The 17,958-nt window shown below is 64.8% G+C and carries 16 protein-coding genes; 12 read left to right on the plus strand and 4 right to left on the minus strand.

Going from position 1 to position 17,958, the window contains the following annotated elements; translation table 11 throughout:
* Positions 1-17: 17 nt before the first annotated feature.
* From ubiA to L8F45_RS17560, 4 genes are all read right to left on the minus strand, one after another.
* Complete coding sequence (gene ubiA, locus L8F45_RS17545; RefSeq protein ID WP_342359163.1) at positions 18-953, minus strand: 4-hydroxybenzoate octaprenyltransferase; 936 nt, start codon at positions 951-953, stop codon at positions 18-20.
* Positions 954-962: 9 nt separating this feature from the next.
* On the minus strand, positions 963-1,436 hold the full coding sequence (locus L8F45_RS17550; RefSeq protein WP_342359164.1) for a hypothetical protein: 474 nt from the start codon (positions 1,434-1,436) through the stop codon (positions 963-965).
* A gap of 209 nt (positions 1,437-1,645) precedes the next feature.
* Positions 1,646-2,272 carry a hypothetical protein gene (locus L8F45_RS17555; protein WP_342359165.1) on the minus strand — a complete coding sequence of 209 codons (627 nt, stop codon included), beginning with the start codon at positions 2,270-2,272 and terminating at the stop codon, positions 1,646-1,648.
* Between the two features lie 29 nt (positions 2,273-2,301).
* Positions 2,302-2,835, minus strand: a complete 534-nt coding sequence (locus L8F45_RS17560; RefSeq protein WP_342359166.1) for an invasion associated locus B family protein — start codon at positions 2,833-2,835, stop codon at positions 2,302-2,304.
* 315 nt (positions 2,836-3,150) lie between these two features.
* Between L8F45_RS17560 and coxB the strand changes: the two genes are divergently transcribed.
* The 12 genes from coxB (at position 3,151) to mutL (ending at position 17,870) form a co-directional block, all read left to right on the plus strand.
* Complete coding sequence (coxB, locus tag L8F45_RS17565; protein WP_342359167.1) at positions 3,151-4,050, plus strand: cytochrome c oxidase subunit II; 900 nt, start codon at positions 3,151-3,153, stop codon at positions 4,048-4,050.
* Between the two features lie 51 nt (positions 4,051-4,101).
* On the plus strand, positions 4,102-5,730 hold the full coding sequence (gene ctaD, locus L8F45_RS17570) for a cytochrome c oxidase subunit I (RefSeq protein WP_342359168.1): 1,629 nt from the start codon (positions 4,102-4,104) through the stop codon (positions 5,728-5,730).
* A gap of 128 nt (positions 5,731-5,858) precedes the next feature.
* Positions 5,859-6,818: a heme o synthase gene (locus L8F45_RS17575; RefSeq protein ID WP_425330030.1), complete on the plus strand. Its 960-nt coding sequence runs from the start codon at positions 5,859-5,861 to the stop codon at positions 6,816-6,818.
* On the plus strand, positions 6,815-6,973 hold the full coding sequence (locus tag L8F45_RS17580) for a hypothetical protein (RefSeq protein WP_342359169.1): 159 nt from the start codon (positions 6,815-6,817) through the stop codon (positions 6,971-6,973). Before L8F45_RS17575 ends, L8F45_RS17580 begins: the two co-directional genes overlap by 4 nt.
* Before the next feature lie 4 nt (positions 6,974-6,977).
* Complete coding sequence (locus L8F45_RS17585; protein ID WP_342359170.1) at positions 6,978-7,571, plus strand: cytochrome c oxidase assembly protein; 594 nt, start codon at positions 6,978-6,980, stop codon at positions 7,569-7,571.
* Positions 7,572-7,622: 51 nt separating this feature from the next.
* Positions 7,623-8,495: a cytochrome c oxidase subunit 3 gene (locus tag L8F45_RS17590; RefSeq protein ID WP_342363482.1), complete on the plus strand. Its 873-nt coding sequence runs from the start codon at positions 7,623-7,625 to the stop codon at positions 8,493-8,495.
* Between the two features lie 110 nt (positions 8,496-8,605).
* Positions 8,606-10,021 carry a threonine synthase gene (gene thrC / locus L8F45_RS17595; protein ID WP_342359171.1) on the plus strand — a complete coding sequence of 472 codons (1,416 nt, stop codon included), beginning with the start codon at positions 8,606-8,608 and terminating at the stop codon, positions 10,019-10,021.
* Positions 10,018-11,322, plus strand: a complete 1,305-nt coding sequence (locus L8F45_RS17600) for a M16 family metallopeptidase (RefSeq protein WP_342359172.1) — start codon at positions 10,018-10,020, stop codon at positions 11,320-11,322. Before thrC ends, L8F45_RS17600 begins: the two co-directional genes overlap by 4 nt.
* 151 nt (positions 11,323-11,473) lie before the next feature.
* The gene (folD, locus tag L8F45_RS17605) at positions 11,474-12,385 is read left to right on the plus strand and encodes a bifunctional methylenetetrahydrofolate dehydrogenase/methenyltetrahydrofolate cyclohydrolase FolD (RefSeq protein WP_342359173.1); all 912 of its coding nucleotides are present in this window, start codon (positions 11,474-11,476) and stop codon (positions 12,383-12,385) included.
* Positions 12,385-12,999: a GNAT family N-acetyltransferase gene (locus L8F45_RS17610; RefSeq protein ID WP_425330031.1), complete on the plus strand. Its 615-nt coding sequence runs from the start codon at positions 12,385-12,387 to the stop codon at positions 12,997-12,999. Before folD ends, L8F45_RS17610 begins: the two co-directional genes overlap by 1 nt.
* A gap of 57 nt (positions 13,000-13,056) precedes the next feature.
* Positions 13,057-15,975 carry an EAL domain-containing protein gene (locus L8F45_RS17615; RefSeq protein WP_425330032.1) on the plus strand — a complete coding sequence of 973 codons (2,919 nt, stop codon included), beginning with the start codon at positions 13,057-13,059 and terminating at the stop codon, positions 15,973-15,975.
* Between the two features lie 83 nt (positions 15,976-16,058).
* Complete coding sequence (mutL, locus tag L8F45_RS17620) at positions 16,059-17,870, plus strand: DNA mismatch repair endonuclease MutL (protein WP_342359175.1); 1,812 nt, start codon at positions 16,059-16,061, stop codon at positions 17,868-17,870.
* The last annotated feature ends 88 nt before the right edge of the window (positions 17,871-17,958 follow it).

Consider the following 17,958-nt stretch of genomic DNA (forward strand, 5'->3'; position numbering starts at 1 on the left):
AGTTTGCGGGGTTATCCTCACACCAGCCCGTCGAGCACAAGTCCGGCGAACAGGATCAGGCCGGAATCGCGATTCGATTTGAAAAGCGCCAACGCGCGCCGGGGATCGCGCAGATCCAGCGTCTTCACCTGCCAGGAAAGATGCAGCGCGAAGCCGGCGAGGCCGAGCCACGACGGCCAGCCGATATTCGGCGTGAGCGCGAACGAGATCGCGATCAACACCGTTGTAAGAGCATAGGCGCCGGCAACGGCTTCACGCGCGCGGTCGCCGAAAAAGCGCGCCGTCGAGCCGATGCCGACAAGCACATCGTCCTCGATATCCTGAAGCGCATAGATCGTATCGTAACCGAAGGTCCATGCGATCGCCGCCGCATAGATCAGGAAAGCCGGCGCATCGAGCCGACCAAAAATCGCCGCCCATCCCATAAGGCCGCCCCACGCGAAGGCCATGCCGAGCACCACCTGCGGAAAGGACGTGACGCGCTTCATGAAGGGATAGATCACGACCGGCAGCAGCGAACACAGACCGACGATGATCGTGAAGCGGTTGAAAGTGAGCAGCACGGCGAGCCCGACAAGCGCGAGCGCGACGAGGAAGACGGCCGCCTGCTTCGGCGTCACCTGACCTGACGGGATCGGGCGGCTGCGGGTGCGCTCGACCTTGGCGTCGAGATCGCGATCAACCAGATCATTCCAGGCCGAGCCCGCGCCGCGCATCGCGATCGCGCCGACCCAGAACAGAAAGATGTGGAAAGGATCGGGACCGGGAAGTCCGGCCGCCACCGCCGCCAGCGCCGCCGACCACCAGCAGGGCGCAAGCAGAAGCTCCCAGCCGATCGGCCGGTCGATTCGCGCCATGCGGAGAAAAGGCCGCCAGGATGGGGGCGCGTAGCGATCGACGAGGTTGCCCGCCGGCGCGTCGCTGACCGCGCCAGCCGCACTTTCGGCGTTCATGCGCGAAACTTACAGCGCGCCTTGGGGCACACGCATGGCGCCGGAGACGAGATCGCCGCCATTGCCGCCGAAACCGCCGGGAGCGCCCTGATTTTGCTTGGCTGCACGAGCCGCCTGCGCCTCCATCTGACGCATTTTCGAGGCGGCCGCACAGGCCTGACCGCGAATCGTCTGGGCCTGCTTGTGGTCGTCCTTGACGCGGGTCGACACAGCTTCCGGCACGTTGCACCAGGCGCCGTTCTGATCGAGCCAGCTAATCAGCTTCTGGCCGTTGGCGACAAGCGCATTGAACCGGCCGCAGGCGTCCACCGGCGTCATCTTCTTCTTGCCCATGTTGGACAGGGCCTGGACCATCGCGCCGCGCGCCGTGATCAGCTTCTGCCCTTCAGCGCAGGCCGCAGATTGCGCGTAAGCGCCAGATGAGGCGACGCCAACCGACGTCGCCGCCAGAATGGACATCATGAGGATGCGGATCCCCGACATCGCGTTCTCCCAAAACTTCGTCGATCTATTTGCCTCGCGGCTTCGAAGCAACCGCCCGCCTGCCCCATTTTCATGGCGAAGACGCGTCCGAAACCAGCCCCCCTCAAGGCTTCCACCACTCGCAATTCCTGAGCGTGCCAAATCCCTACCAAACCAGCGTCACGCTGTCAATGATTATTTTCCTATTCCGCTCGATTTCCTCCGCGACGCTATCTGCGCGCCGCGCGCCTCTGACGAGGCGCGGCCGGCGCCCCTCCCGCTCCGAATCCAACCTCGATTTCGAGATCGCGCTGGTTGGGCGGCACCTGAATGCCCTGCTCGACCATCACGAACGACCCTTGCGTCGCGCCCGCGGGAATGACGACCGACTGACGCTGGACCCGGGTGAGGATGGGCTTCTCGTTCGCCTTCACCACGAAACGGACCGTCACATCATAGCGGCCGGGCGAGCCTGCCGCCCCCAGAAGGACCCTGCCTTCGGCGCCAACTTTCAACGTGAAACTGCCGTCGCGCTGGACGTTCGTGCACTCGCGGGCCGTGTCGCCCATGGAATATTGCACGCGAACCGTATCGCCACCGACCCGATAGGCCGCGCCGTTCGCCGCGACAGTGACCGAAGGACACTCGAAATCGCTGTCCTCCGGCAAAGGCGGAGCCGGCGGCACCGTGGGGCTGCCCCAGAAAAACAGATTGCTCAGCGCATTGCCGGGCTGGCCGGACGACGGAGCGCCGGAAGAGCCGCTGGACGAGCAGGCGCCAAGCGCCAGCACGGCGGCCGCGACGCCGGCAATGCGGATTTGAGACATGCGGACAGGGACTGTCGAACCGGACGTCACGCTTTCAACTCCAGCTATTGAGATCGCCCTTACGGCAAGTTGTCGAAACCATCGCCAAACCCGTTGAGCGAAACCGGAATGCCGATTCCCTCCTCGGGCTTCTCGAAGATGATGAAAGTCGCCGTCTTGCCGCCCCTGAGCTGGCGAATGAGATCGTCATCCATGATCACTTCGGCGACGCAGCCTGTCGGCAGGCAACGGACGAAGCCGGTGTTGCCGATGTCGGCGTCATCGATCCTGAGGCCTAGGCCCGCCGGCAAAAGAACATTGAGCGGCGAGATCACGCGCAGCAGCCGACTCTTGCCATCGGCCGTCTTCAAGGCGACGACGACGAGGGTGACATTCGGCTTGTCCTCCGCGGCGACGCTTTGCACCAGCGCGCACTGCTCCTTCGGCTGGAGCGGAGCGGTCGAGCCAGGCGCCTGCGCGGTCTGCTGCTCGCAACGAAGTTGCCAGTCGCCATAAGCGTTGCGCAATTGCCCCTGCGCGAGCGCGCCGCCAGCGCTCGCCGCAAGGCTGCAAATCGCAGCGAAGAGAAAGACGCCTGCCCATCGCGCATGCAACGGCAGGGTCCAACAAAATCGATTCGGCAAGTCCAGGTCCGCTCCAACTGGCCATGCGCGTCGCATTCCCGATGGAAGCGCGCGCCCGCCAGCCGCCGGCCGTTCGGACCATGCGAGGCCCGGCCTGTCAAGAATCCTACGAAAGCGGCCGCTAACATGCTCTGCGGACGCCTCAACTGCGTCCGATCCAAGCGCCCATATGCCGCATCACGGGGAAAAGGGCCGCCGATTGCGCCCTGGAAGGGGATATGTTTTGACGGGCGTCAACAGGGTAGCTTAGAGCAGCCCCAAACTTGCCGTCCGAACGCCCGTTTCATGAAGGCCATCACCAAGATGCAAGCCCGCCTCGCGACCCTCGGCTCCTTTCTTGCAGCCCTGTTCGTCTCCTCCGCCGCATGGGCGGTTCCGGCCGGCGCGCCGAAGCCCTGGGAGATCAATCTTCAGGAGATGGTCACCGAGAACGGGCATCGCATCGTCGCGCTTCACAACGCGCTGCTGATCATCATCACCGTGATCACGCTCTTCGTGCTCGGCCTGATGATCTATGTCTGCTGGCGCTTCAACGAGAAGAACAATCCGGTCCCCTCGAAGACCACTCACTCGACCGTGCTCGAAGTGGCGTGGACCGTGCTGCCGATCCTGATCCTGCTCGGCATCGCCATTCCCTCGTTCCGCCTGCTGCGCTTCCAGCTCATTTTTCCGACCGCCGACCTCACCGTGAAGGCGACGGGCAAGGGCAACTGGCAGTGGGAGTATGAATATCCCAAGGACGCCGGCGGCTTCTCCTTCATCTCGGCGATGCTGAGCGACGAGGAAATCAAGAAGGCCGTCGCTGACGGTCGTCCGGCGGAAGACATGCCGCGCCTTCTCGCGGTCGACAACGAACTCGTGCTGCCGGTCAACAAGACCATCATCCTGCAGGTCACCGGCGAAAGCATCATCCATAATTTCGCCTTGCCGGCCTTCGGCCTGAAGATCGACGCCATTCCCGGCCGCCTGAACCAGACCTGGTTCAAGGCCGAGCGCGAAGGTCTCTATTACGGCCAGTGCTCGCGTCTCTGCGGCGCCAACCACGCCTTCATGCCGATCGCGATCCGCATCGTGTCGCAGGAGGCCTACGCCAAGTGGCTCGAGGACGCGAAGAAGAAATACGCGTCGACCGAGACCGCTCCGACGCAGCTCGCCGCGGCTGAAACGACCGCCGCGCAGCGCTGACACAGACACGAAACTGGCAACTCAAAAAAAGCAAAGGCAGAGGACAGGATAATGGCTCAGGCCGCCGCTCACGCCGATGATCACGATCATCACGATGAATATCCGACGTTCTGGCGGCGCTGGCTGCTGTCGACCAACCATAAGGATATCGGCACGCTCTATCTGCTGTTCTCGCTCTGCGCCGGCCTCGTCGGCGGCTTCCTCTCCGTGATGATGCGCATGGAGCTGCAGGAGCCGGGGATGCAGATCTTCTCCAACGCGCAGACCTTCAACGTCTTCGTGACGGGCCACGGCCTCATCATGGTGTTCTTCCTGGTGATGCCCGCATTGATCGGCGGCTTCGGCAACTGGTTCGTGCCGCTGATGATCGGCGCGCCCGACATGGCCTTCCCGCGCATGAACAACATCTCGTTCTGGATGACGGTCGGCGGCTTCGTGCTTCTCGTCACCTCGATGTTCGTTGAAGGCGCTCCCGGCTCGCACGGCTTCGGCGGCGGCTGGACGGTCTATCCGCCGCTGTCGGTCAGCGGCCATCCCGGCCCCGCGCTCGACTTCGGCATTCTCGCGCTCCACACCGCGGGCGCGGCCTCGATCCTCGGCGCGATCAACTTCATCACCACGATCCTGAACATGCGCGCGCCGGGCATGACGCTGCACAAGATGCCGCTGTTCGCCTGGTCGATCCTCGTCACGGCCTTCCTGCTGCTGCTGGCGCTGCCGGTGCTCGCGGGCGCGATCACCATGCTGCTGACGGACCGCAACTTCGGCACGACCTTCTTTGATCCCGCCGGCGGCGGCGATCCCGTGCTTTATCAGCACCTGTTCTGGTTCTTCGGCCATCCGGAAGTCTACATCATGATCCTTCCGGCCTTCGGCATCGTCAGCCACATCATCTCGACCTTCTCGAAGAAGCCGATCTTCGGCTATCTCGGCATGGCCTATGCGATGGTGGCGATCGGCGCGATCGGCTTCGTCGTGTGGGCGCACCACATGTACACGGTCGGCCTGTCGCTGAAGACGCAGGCCTATTTCGTCGCCGCGACGATGGTGATCGCGGTGCCGACGGGCGTGAAGATCTTCTCCTGGATCGCGACGATGTGGGGCGGCTCGATCCGCTTCTCGACAGCGATGCACTGGGCGCTCGGCTTCATCTTCCTGTTCACGGTCGGCGGCGTCACCGGCGTCGTGCTCGCGAACGCCGGCGTCGATCGCTCGCTGCACAACACCTATTACGTGATCGCGCACTTCCACTATGTGCTGTCGCTCGGCGCCGTCTTCATGATCTTCGGCGGCTGGTACTACTGGTTCCCGAAGATGTTCGGCTACATCATCCCGGACTGGATCGGCAAAACCCATTTCTGGATCTCGTTCATCGGCGCGAACGTCCTGTTCTTCCCGATGCACTTCTCCGGACTCGCCGGCATGCCGCGCCACTATGTCGATTATCCCGACGCGCTGGCGCCGTGGAACCGGGTCTCCTCTTTCGGCTCCTACATCTTCGCGGCTGGCGTGATCTTCTTCCTCGCCTCGATGTATTACGTCGTGTTCGTGCGGAAGGAGAAGGCGACGGGCAACCCGTATGGCGAAGGCGCGACGACGCTCGAATGGACGCTGTCCTCGCCGCCGCCCTTCCACCAGTACATGACGCTGCCGCGCATCGCGGCGGACGATCATCACTAAAAAAACGGCGCGGCTCCGAGGCCGCGCCCTTCCCCCGAGCGCCGATGCGGCGCTTCGGCGAAGGGCGCAAGAAGAGAGAAGACGCAAAGCGCGGATCGCGCGACGGCGTCGTGGATCGAACAATGTCGATGGCAAGTGAACATGACGGCGAAGCGCGCGCGATGACGCCGGCTTTCGCGCGTCCGTCTCTCGCCACGCCCGGCGATTATTTCGAATTGATGAAGCCGCGCGTGATGTCGCTCGTCGTCTTCACCGCGCTCACCGGCGTCTCGATCGCGTCGACGCCTGTGAATCCGGTGCTCGCGCTTGCCTCGCTTCTGGCGATCGCCGTCGGCGCAGGCGCGTCCGGCGCCTTCAACATGGCGGCCGACGCCGATATCGATGCGCTGATGACGCGCACGCGCAACCGCCCGATCCCGAGCGGCCGGGTGACGCGGGACGAAGCGATCGCGTTTGCGACGCCGCTCGCGATCGGTTCTGTCGCGGTTCTGGGAATCGTCGCGAACTGGCTCGCGGCGGCGCTGCTCGCCTTCACCATCTTCTTCTACGCCGTGATCTACACGCTTTGGCTGAAGCGCTGGACGCCGCAGAACATCGTGATCGGCGGAGCAGCCGGCGCGCTGCCGCCTTTGATTGGCGAAACGGCGATGACGGGCCATGTCGGGATCGCAGGTGTCGTGCTGTTCGCGATCATCTTCATCTGGACGCCGCCGCATTTCTGGGCGCTGGCGCTGGTGAAGTCCGATGATTACGCCAAGGCGGGCGTCCCGATGATGCCGAACGTCGCCGGCGAAGCCTCCACGCGCACGCAGATCCTTATCTACACGCTGATCCTCGCGCCTTTTGCGCTCCTGCCTTACACGCTCGGCTTCGGCGGCCTCGCCTATCTCATCGTCGCTGCGCTGACCGGTGCCGTGATGATCTGGTACGCTTGGCGCGTCTATCGCGACCGCGAAGGCTCGGCCGCGGTCAAATCGGCCTGGCGTCTGTTCGGCTTCTCGATTCTCTATCTCTTCCTGCTGTTCGCCACGCTGCTGGCCGAGCGCGTGACGGCTCCCGTCATGTCTTTGTTCGGGTACGCCGCATGAACGATCGCAATGGCGTCGTCCTCACGCCCGAGGAGCAGAAGCGTCGCCGCATGCGGTCGGTGGCGATCGCGATCGCGCTCGCTGCGCTCTGCGCCTTCTTCTACATCATCACCATCGCCAAGCTCGGACCTGGCGTGATGAATCGCGAGCTGTGAGACGATGAGCGGATCGCTGTCGTCAAAGCCCACGAATCCGGCGCATCGCCGCACCGCGCTTCTGTGCGCGGGCTTCGTCGCCTGCATGGTCGGCCTCGCCTACGCGTCCGTGCCGCTCTACAACCTGTTCTGCCGCGTCACTGGCTTCGACGGCACGCCGATGGTCGCGACGAAAGAGGCCGCGACAACAGGCTCGCGCGCGATCCGCGTGCGCTTCGACGCCAATGTCGCTCCGGGCCTGCCCTGGAAATTCGAACCGGAAGAGCCGCAGGTCGATCTGAAGCCCGGCGAGACCAAGACGATTCTCTACAAGGCGGCGAGTTTCTCGCGCGCGGAGACCATGGGCACCGCGACCTTCAACGTCTATCCGCCGGTCGCGGCCCAGTATTTCAACAAGCTGCAATGCTTCTGCTTCAATGACACGCCGCTGAAGGCGGGAGAGTCGGTGGAAGTGCCTGTGGTCTTCTTCCTTGATCCAGCGCTGGAAAAGGACCCCGACATGCGCGAGGTCCAGACGATCACGCTGTCCTACACCTTCTTCGCAACCAAGAATCCGCGGCCGGTGACGGCCGCCGCATCAACCCAAACCCTTCGATAGGAACTTGACGGCGCGCAAGACGCGACGCATCCCGGGACCAAGGAGCATATGATGGCTGACGCTCACGCCAAGCACCACGACTACCACCTGGTCAATCCGAGCCCATGGCCGATCATCGGCGCCACGAGCGCGCTGACGCTGGCCATCGGCGCCGTGATGTCGATGAAGGGCTTGGCGATCGGCGGCATGAAGCTCGGGCCGTTCGTGCTCGGCGTCGGCGCGATCGGCGTGCTTTACGTGATGTTCGCCTGGTGGTCCGACGTCATCAAGGAAGCCAACACCGGCGACCATACGCGCGTCGTCCAGCTTCATCATCGCTACGGCATGATCATGTTCATCGCCTCCGAGGTGATGTTCTTCGTCGCATGGTTCTGGGCGTTCTTCGACGCCTCGCTATTCCCGAACGAGATCCATCAATACACCCGCGCCGAATTCACCGGCGGGCACTGGCCGCCGAAGGGCATCGTTCCCTTCGATCCCTGGCATCTGCCGCTGCTCAACACGCTGATCCTGCTGACCTCGGGCACCACGGTGACCTGGGCGCATCATGCGCTGCTCGAGAACGACCGCGAGAGCGTGAAGTGGGGTCTGTGGCTGACGATCGCGCTCGGCGCGCTCTTCACCTGCGTGCAGGCCTACGAATACAGCCACGCCTCCTTCGCCTTCAAAGGCAGCATCTATGGCGCGACCTTCTTCATGGCGACCGGCTTCCACGGCGCCCATGTGCTGATCGGCACCATCTTCCTCGCGGTCTGCCTGCTGCGCGTCTACAAGGGCGACTTCACGCCCAAGCAGCATCTCGGCTTCGAATTCGCGGCCTGGTACTGGCATTTCGTCGACGTGGTGTGGCTGTTCCTGTTCGCCTGCATCTATGTCTGGGCGTCGGGCGGCGGAGCCGCGGCGAGCGCCGCCGGCGCTCATTGACCACGATTTGATCGGATTTCGGGCGGCCTTCGGGCCGCCCTTTTCGTTTGAGGGAATGCTTGCGCCCCGCAGGGGCCACGCGTAATCGGTCCAGCTTCGAGAGCTATTCCGTGCTGCACATTTCCACCCGCGGCGAAGCGCCGCCCCTCTCCTTCACCGACGCGCTGCTGGCGGGCCTCGCGCGCGACGGGGGGCTTTACGTTCCGGAGACCTATCCGACGCTCTCGCGCGAGACGATCGCAGGCTTCGCGGGGCGGTCTTACGCCGCCGTTGCGGAAGCCGTCATCGGCGCCCTGTCGGGCGGGGAGATCGAGGCTGCGGCGCTCAGCCGCATGATCGGCGACGCCTATGGAACGTTCCGCCACCCGGCGGTCTGCCCGCTCGTCCAGATCGGCGACAATCTGTTTCTTCTCGAACTTTTCCACGGCCCGACGCTCGCCTTCAAGGATGTGGCGATGCAACTGCTCGGGCGGCTGATGGACCATGCGCTGAAAGCGCGCGGCCAGCGCGCCACCATTGTCGGCGCGACTTCGGGCGATACGGGCAGCGCGGCGATCGATGCGTTCCGCGGCCTCGATCAGGTCGATGTTTTCATCCTCTATCCCCACGGCCGCGTGTCTGATGTGCAGCGCCGGCAGATGACGACGGTCGCCGCCGACAATGTCCACGCCATCGCGATCGAAGGCGATTTCGACGATTGCCAATCGCTTCTGAAAGCCTTGTTCAACCATCACGGCTTTCGCGATGAGTTGAAGCTGTCCGGCGTCAACTCGATCAACTGGGCGCGTATCGCCGCACAGGCGACCTATTATTTCACCTCGGCCGTCGCGCTTGGCGGGCCGCATCGGAAAGTCTCCTTCACGGTCCCGACGGGCAATTTCGGCGACATCCTCGCCGGCTATGTCGCCGGCCGCATGGGGCTGCCGATCGAACGACTCGTCATCGCGACGAACGCCAACGATATTCTCGCGCGCACGCTCGCGACGGGCGCCTATGAGATGCGCGCCGTCGAGGCGACGACCTCGCCTTCGATGGATATCCAGATCTCCTCGAATTTCGAGCGTCTGCTGTTCGAGGCCTATGGCCGCGACAGCGGCGCGGTGAAGCGGCTGATGGCCAATCTCGCGCAATCGCGCTCCTTCACGATCGACGAGCCGGCGCTCGCAAAGATCAGATCGCAGTTCGATGCGCAGGGCGTCGGCGAAAGCGAGGTTGCGGCCGAGATCAAGGAAACGCTTGGCGCCAGCGGCTATCTGCTTGATCCCCATACGGCGGTCGCAACGCGAGCGGCGCGTCAGGCGATCGCGCGCGATCCTTCGACGCCGATGATCGTTCTCTCCACCGCCCATCCCGCGAAATTCCCTGACGCGGTCGAGAAGGCCTGCGGCGTGCGACCCAGGCTGCCGCCGCATCTTGGCGACCTCATGAGCAAGCGCGAGCATTTCACCGTGCTCGCCAACGATCAGGGCGCCGTCGAGCGCTTCATCCGCGAGCGCGCCCGCGCCGCGACGGAGAAAGCGGCGTGATCAAGGGCGCGCCTGAGGCTGAGATCACGCGGCTGCCTTCGGGCCTTCGCGTCGTCACGCAAGCGATGCCGTCGATGCGCACGGCCGCAGCCGGCGTGTGGACGCGCGCCGGCGCGCGCGATGAAACGCGTGAAGAGCACGGGCTCGCGCATTTTCTCGAACATATGACGTTCAAGGGCACGAAGCGCCGCAGCCCGCAGGCGATCGTCGAAGAAATGGAGGCGATCGGCGGCGATCTCAATGCCTCAACAACCGTTGAAACGACGAGTTACTATGTCAGGCTGATGGGCGGCGATGTTCCCGTTGCGCTCGACATTTTCGCTGACATCCTCACGAACTCGACCTTCGACGCGCAGGAGCTGAAGCGCGAAAAATCCGTCGTGCTGCAGGAAATCGGCGCGAGCGAGGATTCGCCGGAGGACTGGGCGCCTGATCTTTTCATGGAGCAGGCTTTTCCGGGCCAGCCGATCGGTCGCCCGATTCTTGGCGTGCGCGAGTCGCTGAAGACGTTCGATCGCGCGATGCTGCAGGCCTGGCTCGACCGCCGCTATCGCGCGCCCGTGATGGTGATCGCGGCCGCCGGCGACGTCGAACATGCGCGCATCGTCGATGAGGCTGAAAAGCTCTTCGGTGGTTTTTCCTCAGCGCGACCGACTGACCCGACGCGCGCGATCTATCGCGGCGGCGACGTGCGCAAGGCGCGCCGTCTCGAACAGGCGCATCTCATGCTCGGCTTCGAGGGGCCGTCCTATCAGGGCGACGCGCATTACGCGGCGCACGCTTTCGCCCATGTGCTTGGCGGCGCCATGTCGTCGCGGCTGTTCCAGGAAGTGCGCGAGAAGCGCGGCCTCGCCTATGCGATCGATGCGGCCCATTGGGCCTATTCCGATTGCGGCGTGTTCTGCGTCAGCGCCGGCGCCGGCGAGGAAGACGTTTCCGATCTCATCGCGGTCACGCTCGACGAGATCGCGCGCGCGACGCATGATCTTTCGCAGGAAGAGCTTGATCGCGCGCGGGCGCAAATGCGCGTCTCGCTGATGAGCGGCTTTGAATCGCCTTCGCAGCGGGCCGACCAGATCGCGCATCAGCTTCTTGCTTACGATCGCCTCGTAGGCAGCGATGAAATCCTCGCCAAGCTCGACGCGCTCACGATTGAATCCGTCCGCGCCGCGGGCGCGCGCATGCTCGAAACAGCGCCGACTTTTACAGCGATCGGCCCGATCAGGGGCGCGCCGCGCATCGATCAGATCGCCGCGCGCGTCGGCGCGCCGGTTCCTCCCTCCACTCCGGCCGCCGCATGATCGACGACGCGGACCCAACGGCGCATGCAGATCAAACTGAATCGCAGCGCCGCTCTATCACTTTGCTGGTCGCAACGTTTTTGCGGAAAACCGGTTCCCACTTTTCTGCACGTTGCTCCAGCGCGCCGCCTTTCCTTTCGAGCTCACTTCCATGACAACGACGATCGACGGTAAGGCGGCCGCGGCTGCGCTGACGGCGCAGGTGACGCAAGCCGCTGCGGCTTTTCGCGGCGAAGCCGCGCGGGCGCCGGGCCTCGCCGTCGTCATCGTCGGCGAAGATCCCGCGAGCAAGGTCTATGTCGGCGCCAAGGGGCGCACGGCGCGCGATTGCGGATTCCACTCCATCGAGCATGCGCTGCCGAAAGATGCGGCGGAGAGCGACGTGCTCGCGCTGGTCGAGCGCCTCAATCGCGACGACGCGATCGACGGCATTCTCGTTCAGCTGCCGCTTCCCGCGCATATCGACGCCAAACGCGTGACGCAGGCGGTCGCGCCGGAGAAGGACGTCGACGGCTTCAGCTTCATCAATGTCGGCAAGCTCGGCGCCGGCGATATCGACGATGCGCTCGTTCCCTGCACGCCGGCGGGATCGATGCTGCTGATCGAGAGCGTGCGCGGCCGCGATCTCTCGGGCCTCCATGCTGTCGTGGTCGGCCGCTCCAATATCGTTGGCAAGCCAATGGCGCAGCTTCTTTTGCAGGCGAACGCGACGGTGACGATCGCCCATAGCCGCACCGCCGATCTTGCGGCCGTCTGCCGCAGCGCCGACATTCTCGTCGCTGCGGTCGGCCGGCCAGAGATGATCAAGGGCGACTGGATCAAGCCCGGCGCGACAGTGATCGATGTCGGCATCAACCGCATTCCCGCGCCCGAACGCGGCGAAGGCAAGACGCGCCTTATCGGCGATGTCGAGTTCGGCGCGGCCGCTACGCGCGCCGGCGCCATCACGCCGGTTCCCGGCGGCGTCGGCCCGATGACAATCGCGATGCTGATGGCGAACACGGTCGCCGCCGCGCGCCGCCGCCGCAAGTTGCCGGCGCATGTCTGGCGTCTGGCCTCATGATGCCGCTTCTACGCCTGCGCACGCTGCAAGGGCTTCCGACGGTCGAAGGCGACGGGCTCTTTCTCAGAGCCCCGCAATCTTCCGACCATGCGGAATGGGCGCGCCTGCGCGAGGAAAGTCGCGCCTTCCTCACGCCCTGGGAGCCGACCTGGCCGGAGAACGATCTGAGCCGCGCCGCCTTTCGCCTGCGCGTCCGGCGCGTGGCCGACGACATGCGCGCCGACGCCGCCTACGCCTTCCTCGTCACGAGGGCGTCGGACGGGGCCATTCTCGGAGGGCTCACCTTCAGCAATGTCCGGCGTCGCGTCGCCCAGACGGGAACGCTCGGCTACTGGGTCGGCGCGCCCCACGCGCGCCGCGGCTACATGACCCGGGCCGTAAGGCTGGCGCTGCGCTTCGCCTTCGGAACGCTGGCGCTCCGGCGCATCGAAGCCGCATGCCTGCCCCACAACGCGGCGTCGGTGCGTCTCCTCGAAAAGGTCGGATTCACGCGTGAGGGCTGCGCCCGTGAATATCTTCAGATCGCCGGCCGCTGGCAGGACCATCTCCTCTACGCGATGCTCGCCCATGATTTCAGCGGGGGAACGGCGCGTTCGCGCGGCTTGCAGGGATAAGAACGCGCGGCTACCACGGGTAAAGCCAAAGCCGGGCGAAGGAGCGTTGGCTTGTTCTTGACGTTGGGCGGTCACGCGCGAGCCGGTCGCTCCCCCCTCAGACGCATCGCCGGCCTGCTGGCCGTGACCTTCGGGCTGCTCGTCTGGGGCGGCGCGGCGTCGGCGCTTGAGGCGATCCGCGTTCCGCCGGGTTCGCAGGCCATCGATCTGCTGCCGCGCGTCGAACGCCAGAGCGCGACCGGCGAAACCATCCAGATCTCCACTGCGCCTGGCGCCGACGGCATCGTGCGACGCATCTCGGTGAAGTCACTGACGCCGGGCGCGCGATCGAGCTGGATCGCCTTCGCCTTGTCCAACAATACCGACGAGCAGGTCGAGAAGCTGCTCGTCGCGCCGCATTTCGTGCTCGTCGGCTCCGGCATCGTGCAGCCCGATCTCGGCTCGCAGCGCATCACCGCGGTGACCGCGAGCCAGGGCTCTTCGCCGGAGCGCGAGGATAGCCCCGACGCCGACGTGTTCCAGATCACGCTCGATCCCGGCGCGACGATCACTTTCGTCGCCGAGCTTGCGAACCCGGTGCTGCCGCAGCTCTATCTCTGGGATCAGGACGCCTATCGCGACAAGAACAATGGCCTCACGCTCTATCGCGGCATCGTCATCGGCATTGCGACGCTGCTCGCGCTTTTTCTTACCGTCGTTTTCGTCGTCAAAGGCGCGATCATTTTCCCCGCCGCGGCCGCCCTCGCCTGGGCCGTCCTCGCCTATGCCGGCATTGATTTCGGATTTTTCAATCGCATCTTCGGCCTCGCGCCCGCGGCGAGCGGCGTCTATCGCGCCATTTCGGAAGCGGTGCTTGCGGCAACCTTGCTCGTCTTCCTCTTCGCCTATCTCAACCTCAATCGCTGGCATGTCCGCTACAGCCATCTGACGATCGGCTGGCTGCTCTTTCTTGGCGCGCTGATCGGGCTTGCGCTGTTCAATCCCGCCTTCGCCGCGGGCGTCGCGCGCGTCTCGATCGGCGCGGTCGCCGCGATCGGCCTCATTCTCATCCTCTATCTCTCGACGCATGGCTACGACCGCGCGGTGATGCTGATCCCGACCTGGCTGCTGCTGCTCTTATGGGTCGGCGCCGCGGCGCTCGTCGTCAACGGGCAGACGCAGAATGACACCGTCGCGCCGGCGCTCATCGGCGGCCTTGTGCTCATCGTGATGCTGATCGGCTTCACAGTGATGCAGCACGCCTTTTCCGGCGCGCCCGCGAATGAGACGATGGGCGCCGAGACGATGCGACGTGCGCTGGCGCTGTCGGGCTCCGGCGATGCGGTGTTCGACTGGGACATTGCGACCGATCGCATCCATGCGGGAACGGAGATCGAGCAGCAGCTTGGCCTGCGCCGCGGTTCGCTTTCCGCGACGGCCTCCGACTGGCTTGCGCTCGTGCATCCGTTCGATCGCGATCAGTACGCCGCCGTGCTCGACGTCGCGCTCGAACAGCGGCGCGGCCGCATCCAGCATGATTTCCGCATCAAGGCGCAGAACGGACAATATCACTGGGCGCGGCTGAAAGCGCGGCCGGTGCTGGGCCCTGACGGCGAAGTGACGCGCATCATGGGCACTTTGTCTGATGTGACCGACATCCGTCACGCCGAAGAGCGCATGCTGCACGACGCCGTGCATGACAATCTCACTGGCCTGCCCAACCGCGCGCTCTTCCTTGACCGCATCGAAGGCGCGCTGGCGATGGCGAAAGCCGATCCGCAGATCCGCCCGACCGTGCTTGCGATCGACGTCGACAAATTCAAGCAGATCAACGAAACGGTCGGCCTCGCGGCGGGCGACTCCATCCTGCTCTCGCTGGCGCGCCGCCTGCGTCGCATTCTTCGGCCACAGGACACGTTGGGACGCATCGGCGGCGATGAGTTCGCGATCATCCTGATGTCGGAGCGCGAGCCCGAGCGCATCACCGCCTTCGCCGACATGGTGCGCCGGACGCTGGCGAGCCCGTTCGGCTTCGGCGACCGCGAACTCTATCTCAAGGCGTCGATCGGTCTGACGCTGGCCGACGGCCAGTCCAACACCACCAAGGACGACATGCTGCGCAACGCCGAGCTCGCGATGGCGCATGCGAAGAAGCTCGGCGGCGACCGCATCCAGGTGTTCCGCCCGGCGATGCGGCGCGAACGCGACGACCGGCTGAGCATCGAAGCCGATCTCAGGCGCGCGCTCGACCGGCAGGAAATCACGCTCGTCTATCAGCCGATCGTGCGGCTTGAAGATCGCACTGTCGCCGGTTTCGAGGCGCTGCTGCGCTGGGACCATCCAAGGCTTGGCCGCATCCCGCCGAAGGATTTCATCCCGATCGCGGAAGAGACGGGCCTCATCATCGATCTCGGCGCCTACGCCATGGATCGCGCCGCGCGCGAGCTCGCGGCGTGGCAGGCGGCGCTCGATGTCGATCCGCCGATCTTCGCCAGCGTCAACATTTCAAGCCGCCAGCTTCTCCGCCATGATCTTTTGCAGGACGTGAAGAATCTTCTGTCGCGCATCAGGCTCATTCCGGGCACGCTGAAGCTTGAACTCACCGAAAGTCTGGTGATGGAGAATCCGGAATATGCGGCGAAGATGCTGGAGCGCATCCGTGCGCTCGGCGCCGGCCTCTCGCTCGATGATTTCGGCACCGGCCATTCCTCGCTCGCCTATCTCGAGCGCTTCACCTTCGACACGCTGAAAATCGACCAGTCCTTCGTGCGCGAAAACCGCAAGGGTTCGCGCTCGATCCTGCTGCGCACCATGATCACCATGGCGCATGATCTCGACATGTCCGTCATCGCGGAAGGCGCGGAGACCGAGGGCGATGCGATCGAGCTCTATCAGCTCGGTTGCGAATACGCACAGGGCTATCTCTTCGGCGAGCCCATGAGCGCGCTGGAGGCGCGGCGCCTCGTCGGCGCCTCGACGACGTTGGCGGCGGAATAGCCGGTCTACGCAGCCTGCGGCTGCGTTTTCGGCTATAAGAATCGGATCGCACCCGAAGGCCTAATAGGTCACTTTCTCAAGCAATGCCGATTCGTCTCCTCGACCCCGTGCTTGTCGATCGCATCGCCGCCGGCGAAGTGGTCGAGCGGCCGGCTGCGGCCGCGAAGGAGCTGATCGAGAACGCGATCGACGCCGGCGCGCGGCGCATCGAGGTGGCGATCGAGGCTGGCGGTCGCCGGCTGATCCGCGTGATCGACGACGGCGCCGGCATGAGCGGAGACGATCTCTCGCTCGCGGTCGAACGCCACGCGACATCGAAGCTTCCGACCGACGACCTGCTCGCCATCGACACGCTCGGCTTTCGCGGCGAGGCGTTGCCTTCGATCGGGTCGGTCGCGCGGCTGACGATCACGTCGCGCAACGGCTCGACGCCGGGCTCGTCGATCACCGTCGACGCCGGCCGTAAATCTTCTGTCCGTCCTGCGGCGACGGAACGCGGCACGCGCGTCGAAGTGTTCGATCTCTTCTCCGCGACGCCGGCGCGATTGAAATTCCTGAAGACGGATCGCACCGAGGCCGCCGCGGTCGCAGACCAGATCAAGCGGTTGGCGCTCGCCCATCCCGCCATCCGCTTCATCCTGTCGAGCGATGACGGAATGATGCTCGATTATTCCGCGCAGAGCGACGATGAGGTCGGCTTCGAGGCGCGCGCGATTCAGGTGCTTGGGCCCGACGCGCGCGGCAACCTGCTTCATGTGCATGGCGTGCGCGAAGATGTGGAAATTCGCGGCCTCGCTGGATTGCCGACGTTCCATCGCGCCACTGCGAGCCATGTCTATCTCATGGTCAATGGCAGGCCGGTGCGCGACCGGCTGATCGTCGGCGCCGTGCGCGCTGCTTATTCCGACGCGCTGCCGAGCGGACGGCATCCCGTTGTCGCGCTCGACATCAGATGCCCGGCGCGCATGGTCGACGTGAATGTGCATCCGGCAAAGACGGAAGTGCGCTTTCGCGACAGCGGCCTCGTGCGCTCTCTGATCGTCAATGCGCTGCGCGACGCGATCGGCCAAGCGGGCCATCGCGCCACGCCGCTTGGCGGCCTACGCACGCTGGACGCGATGCGGCCGATGCAGGCGCCGCGCTTCGATCGCACGCGCTTCACACAGTCGCATTGGGCGTCGTCAGCCTCGCCGCGCTTTCCCGAGGAAGCCCCCGCGCAGCAGGGATTTTCCGAAGCGGCGCAGGCCGCGTTCGCGACCGCGCCCTCCGCGGATGTGCGTTTCGCGCCTATCGTCGAGGCGAATTCGGCAAGCGACTTTCCGCTCGGCGCGGCGCGCGCGCAGCTTCACGACAATTTCATCGTGGCGCAGACAAGCGACGGTCTCGTCATCGTCGACCAGCACGCGGCGCATGAGCGCATCGTCTACGAGAAGCTGAAGGCGGAACGCGCCGCGCACGGCGTGAAGCGCCAGATCATGCTGATCCCCGAAATTATCGATCTCGATCCGGCGCAGGCGGCGCGGCTTCTCGAACATGCGCCGCAACTCAGCGAGGCGGGACTTGTCATCGAATCCTTCGGGCCCGGCGCCGTCTCGATCACGGAAATTCCGGCGTTGCTCGCAGGAGGGCCGATCAAGACGATGGTGCTTGATCTCGTCGACGGCCTGTCGGAGTGGGGCGACGCGCGATCGCTGGAATCTCGTATTGACGCGATCCTGTCGCGCATCGCCTGTCACGGATCGGTGCGCGCCGGGCGCAGATTGAAGCCTGAAGAAATGAACGCGCTTCTCCGCACCATGGAGGCGACGCCTTTCGCCGGCCAGTGCAATCACGGCCGCCCGACCTATGTGGAGTTGAAGCTCGCCGATATTGAGCGGCTGTTCGGGCGGAGATAGTTTTGCGCTCTTCCTTCTCCCTTGGGAGAAGGTGGCCTGCGAAGCAGGCCGGATGAGGGTAAGCCTCTTTGCCTCAAGGCTGGCGCCA

Origin of the sequence: Terrirubrum flagellatum, assembly GCF_022059845.1 — a bacterium.
GTDB lineage: Bacteria > Pseudomonadota > Alphaproteobacteria > Rhizobiales > Beijerinckiaceae > Terrirubrum > Terrirubrum flagellatum.

What these genes read in the sequence shown, in the direction of transcription:
- L8F45_RS17550 (WP_342359164.1), bottom strand. Translation starts at nt 1,436, where the DNA reads ATGTCGGGGATCCGCATCCTCATGATGTCCATTCTGGCGGCGACGTCG.
- L8F45_RS17610 (WP_425330031.1), top strand. Translation starts at nt 12,385, where the DNA reads ATGCCGCTTCTACGCCTGCGCACGCTGCAAGGGCTTCCGACGGTCGAA.
- ctaD (WP_342359168.1), top strand. Translation starts at nt 4,102, where the DNA reads ATGGCTCAGGCCGCCGCTCACGCCGATGATCACGATCATCACGATGAA.
- L8F45_RS17575 (WP_425330030.1), top strand. Translation starts at nt 5,859, where the DNA reads ATGGCAAGTGAACATGACGGCGAAGCGCGCGCGATGACGCCGGCTTTC.
- L8F45_RS17580 (WP_342359169.1), top strand. Translation starts at nt 6,815, where the DNA reads ATGAACGATCGCAATGGCGTCGTCCTCACGCCCGAGGAGCAGAAGCGT.
- folD (WP_342359173.1), top strand. Translation starts at nt 11,474, where the DNA reads ATGACAACGACGATCGACGGTAAGGCGGCCGCGGCTGCGCTGACGGCG.
- mutL (WP_342359175.1), top strand. Translation starts at nt 16,059, where the DNA reads ATGCCGATTCGTCTCCTCGACCCCGTGCTTGTCGATCGCATCGCCGCC.
- ubiA (WP_342359163.1), bottom strand. Translation starts at nt 953, where the DNA reads ATGAACGCCGAAAGTGCGGCTGGCGCGGTCAGCGACGCGCCGGCGGGC.
- L8F45_RS17585 (WP_342359170.1), top strand. Translation starts at nt 6,978, where the DNA reads ATGAGCGGATCGCTGTCGTCAAAGCCCACGAATCCGGCGCATCGCCGC.
- coxB (WP_342359167.1), top strand. Translation starts at nt 3,151, where the DNA reads ATGAAGGCCATCACCAAGATGCAAGCCCGCCTCGCGACCCTCGGCTCC.
- L8F45_RS17590 (WP_342363482.1), top strand. Translation starts at nt 7,623, where the DNA reads ATGGCTGACGCTCACGCCAAGCACCACGACTACCACCTGGTCAATCCG.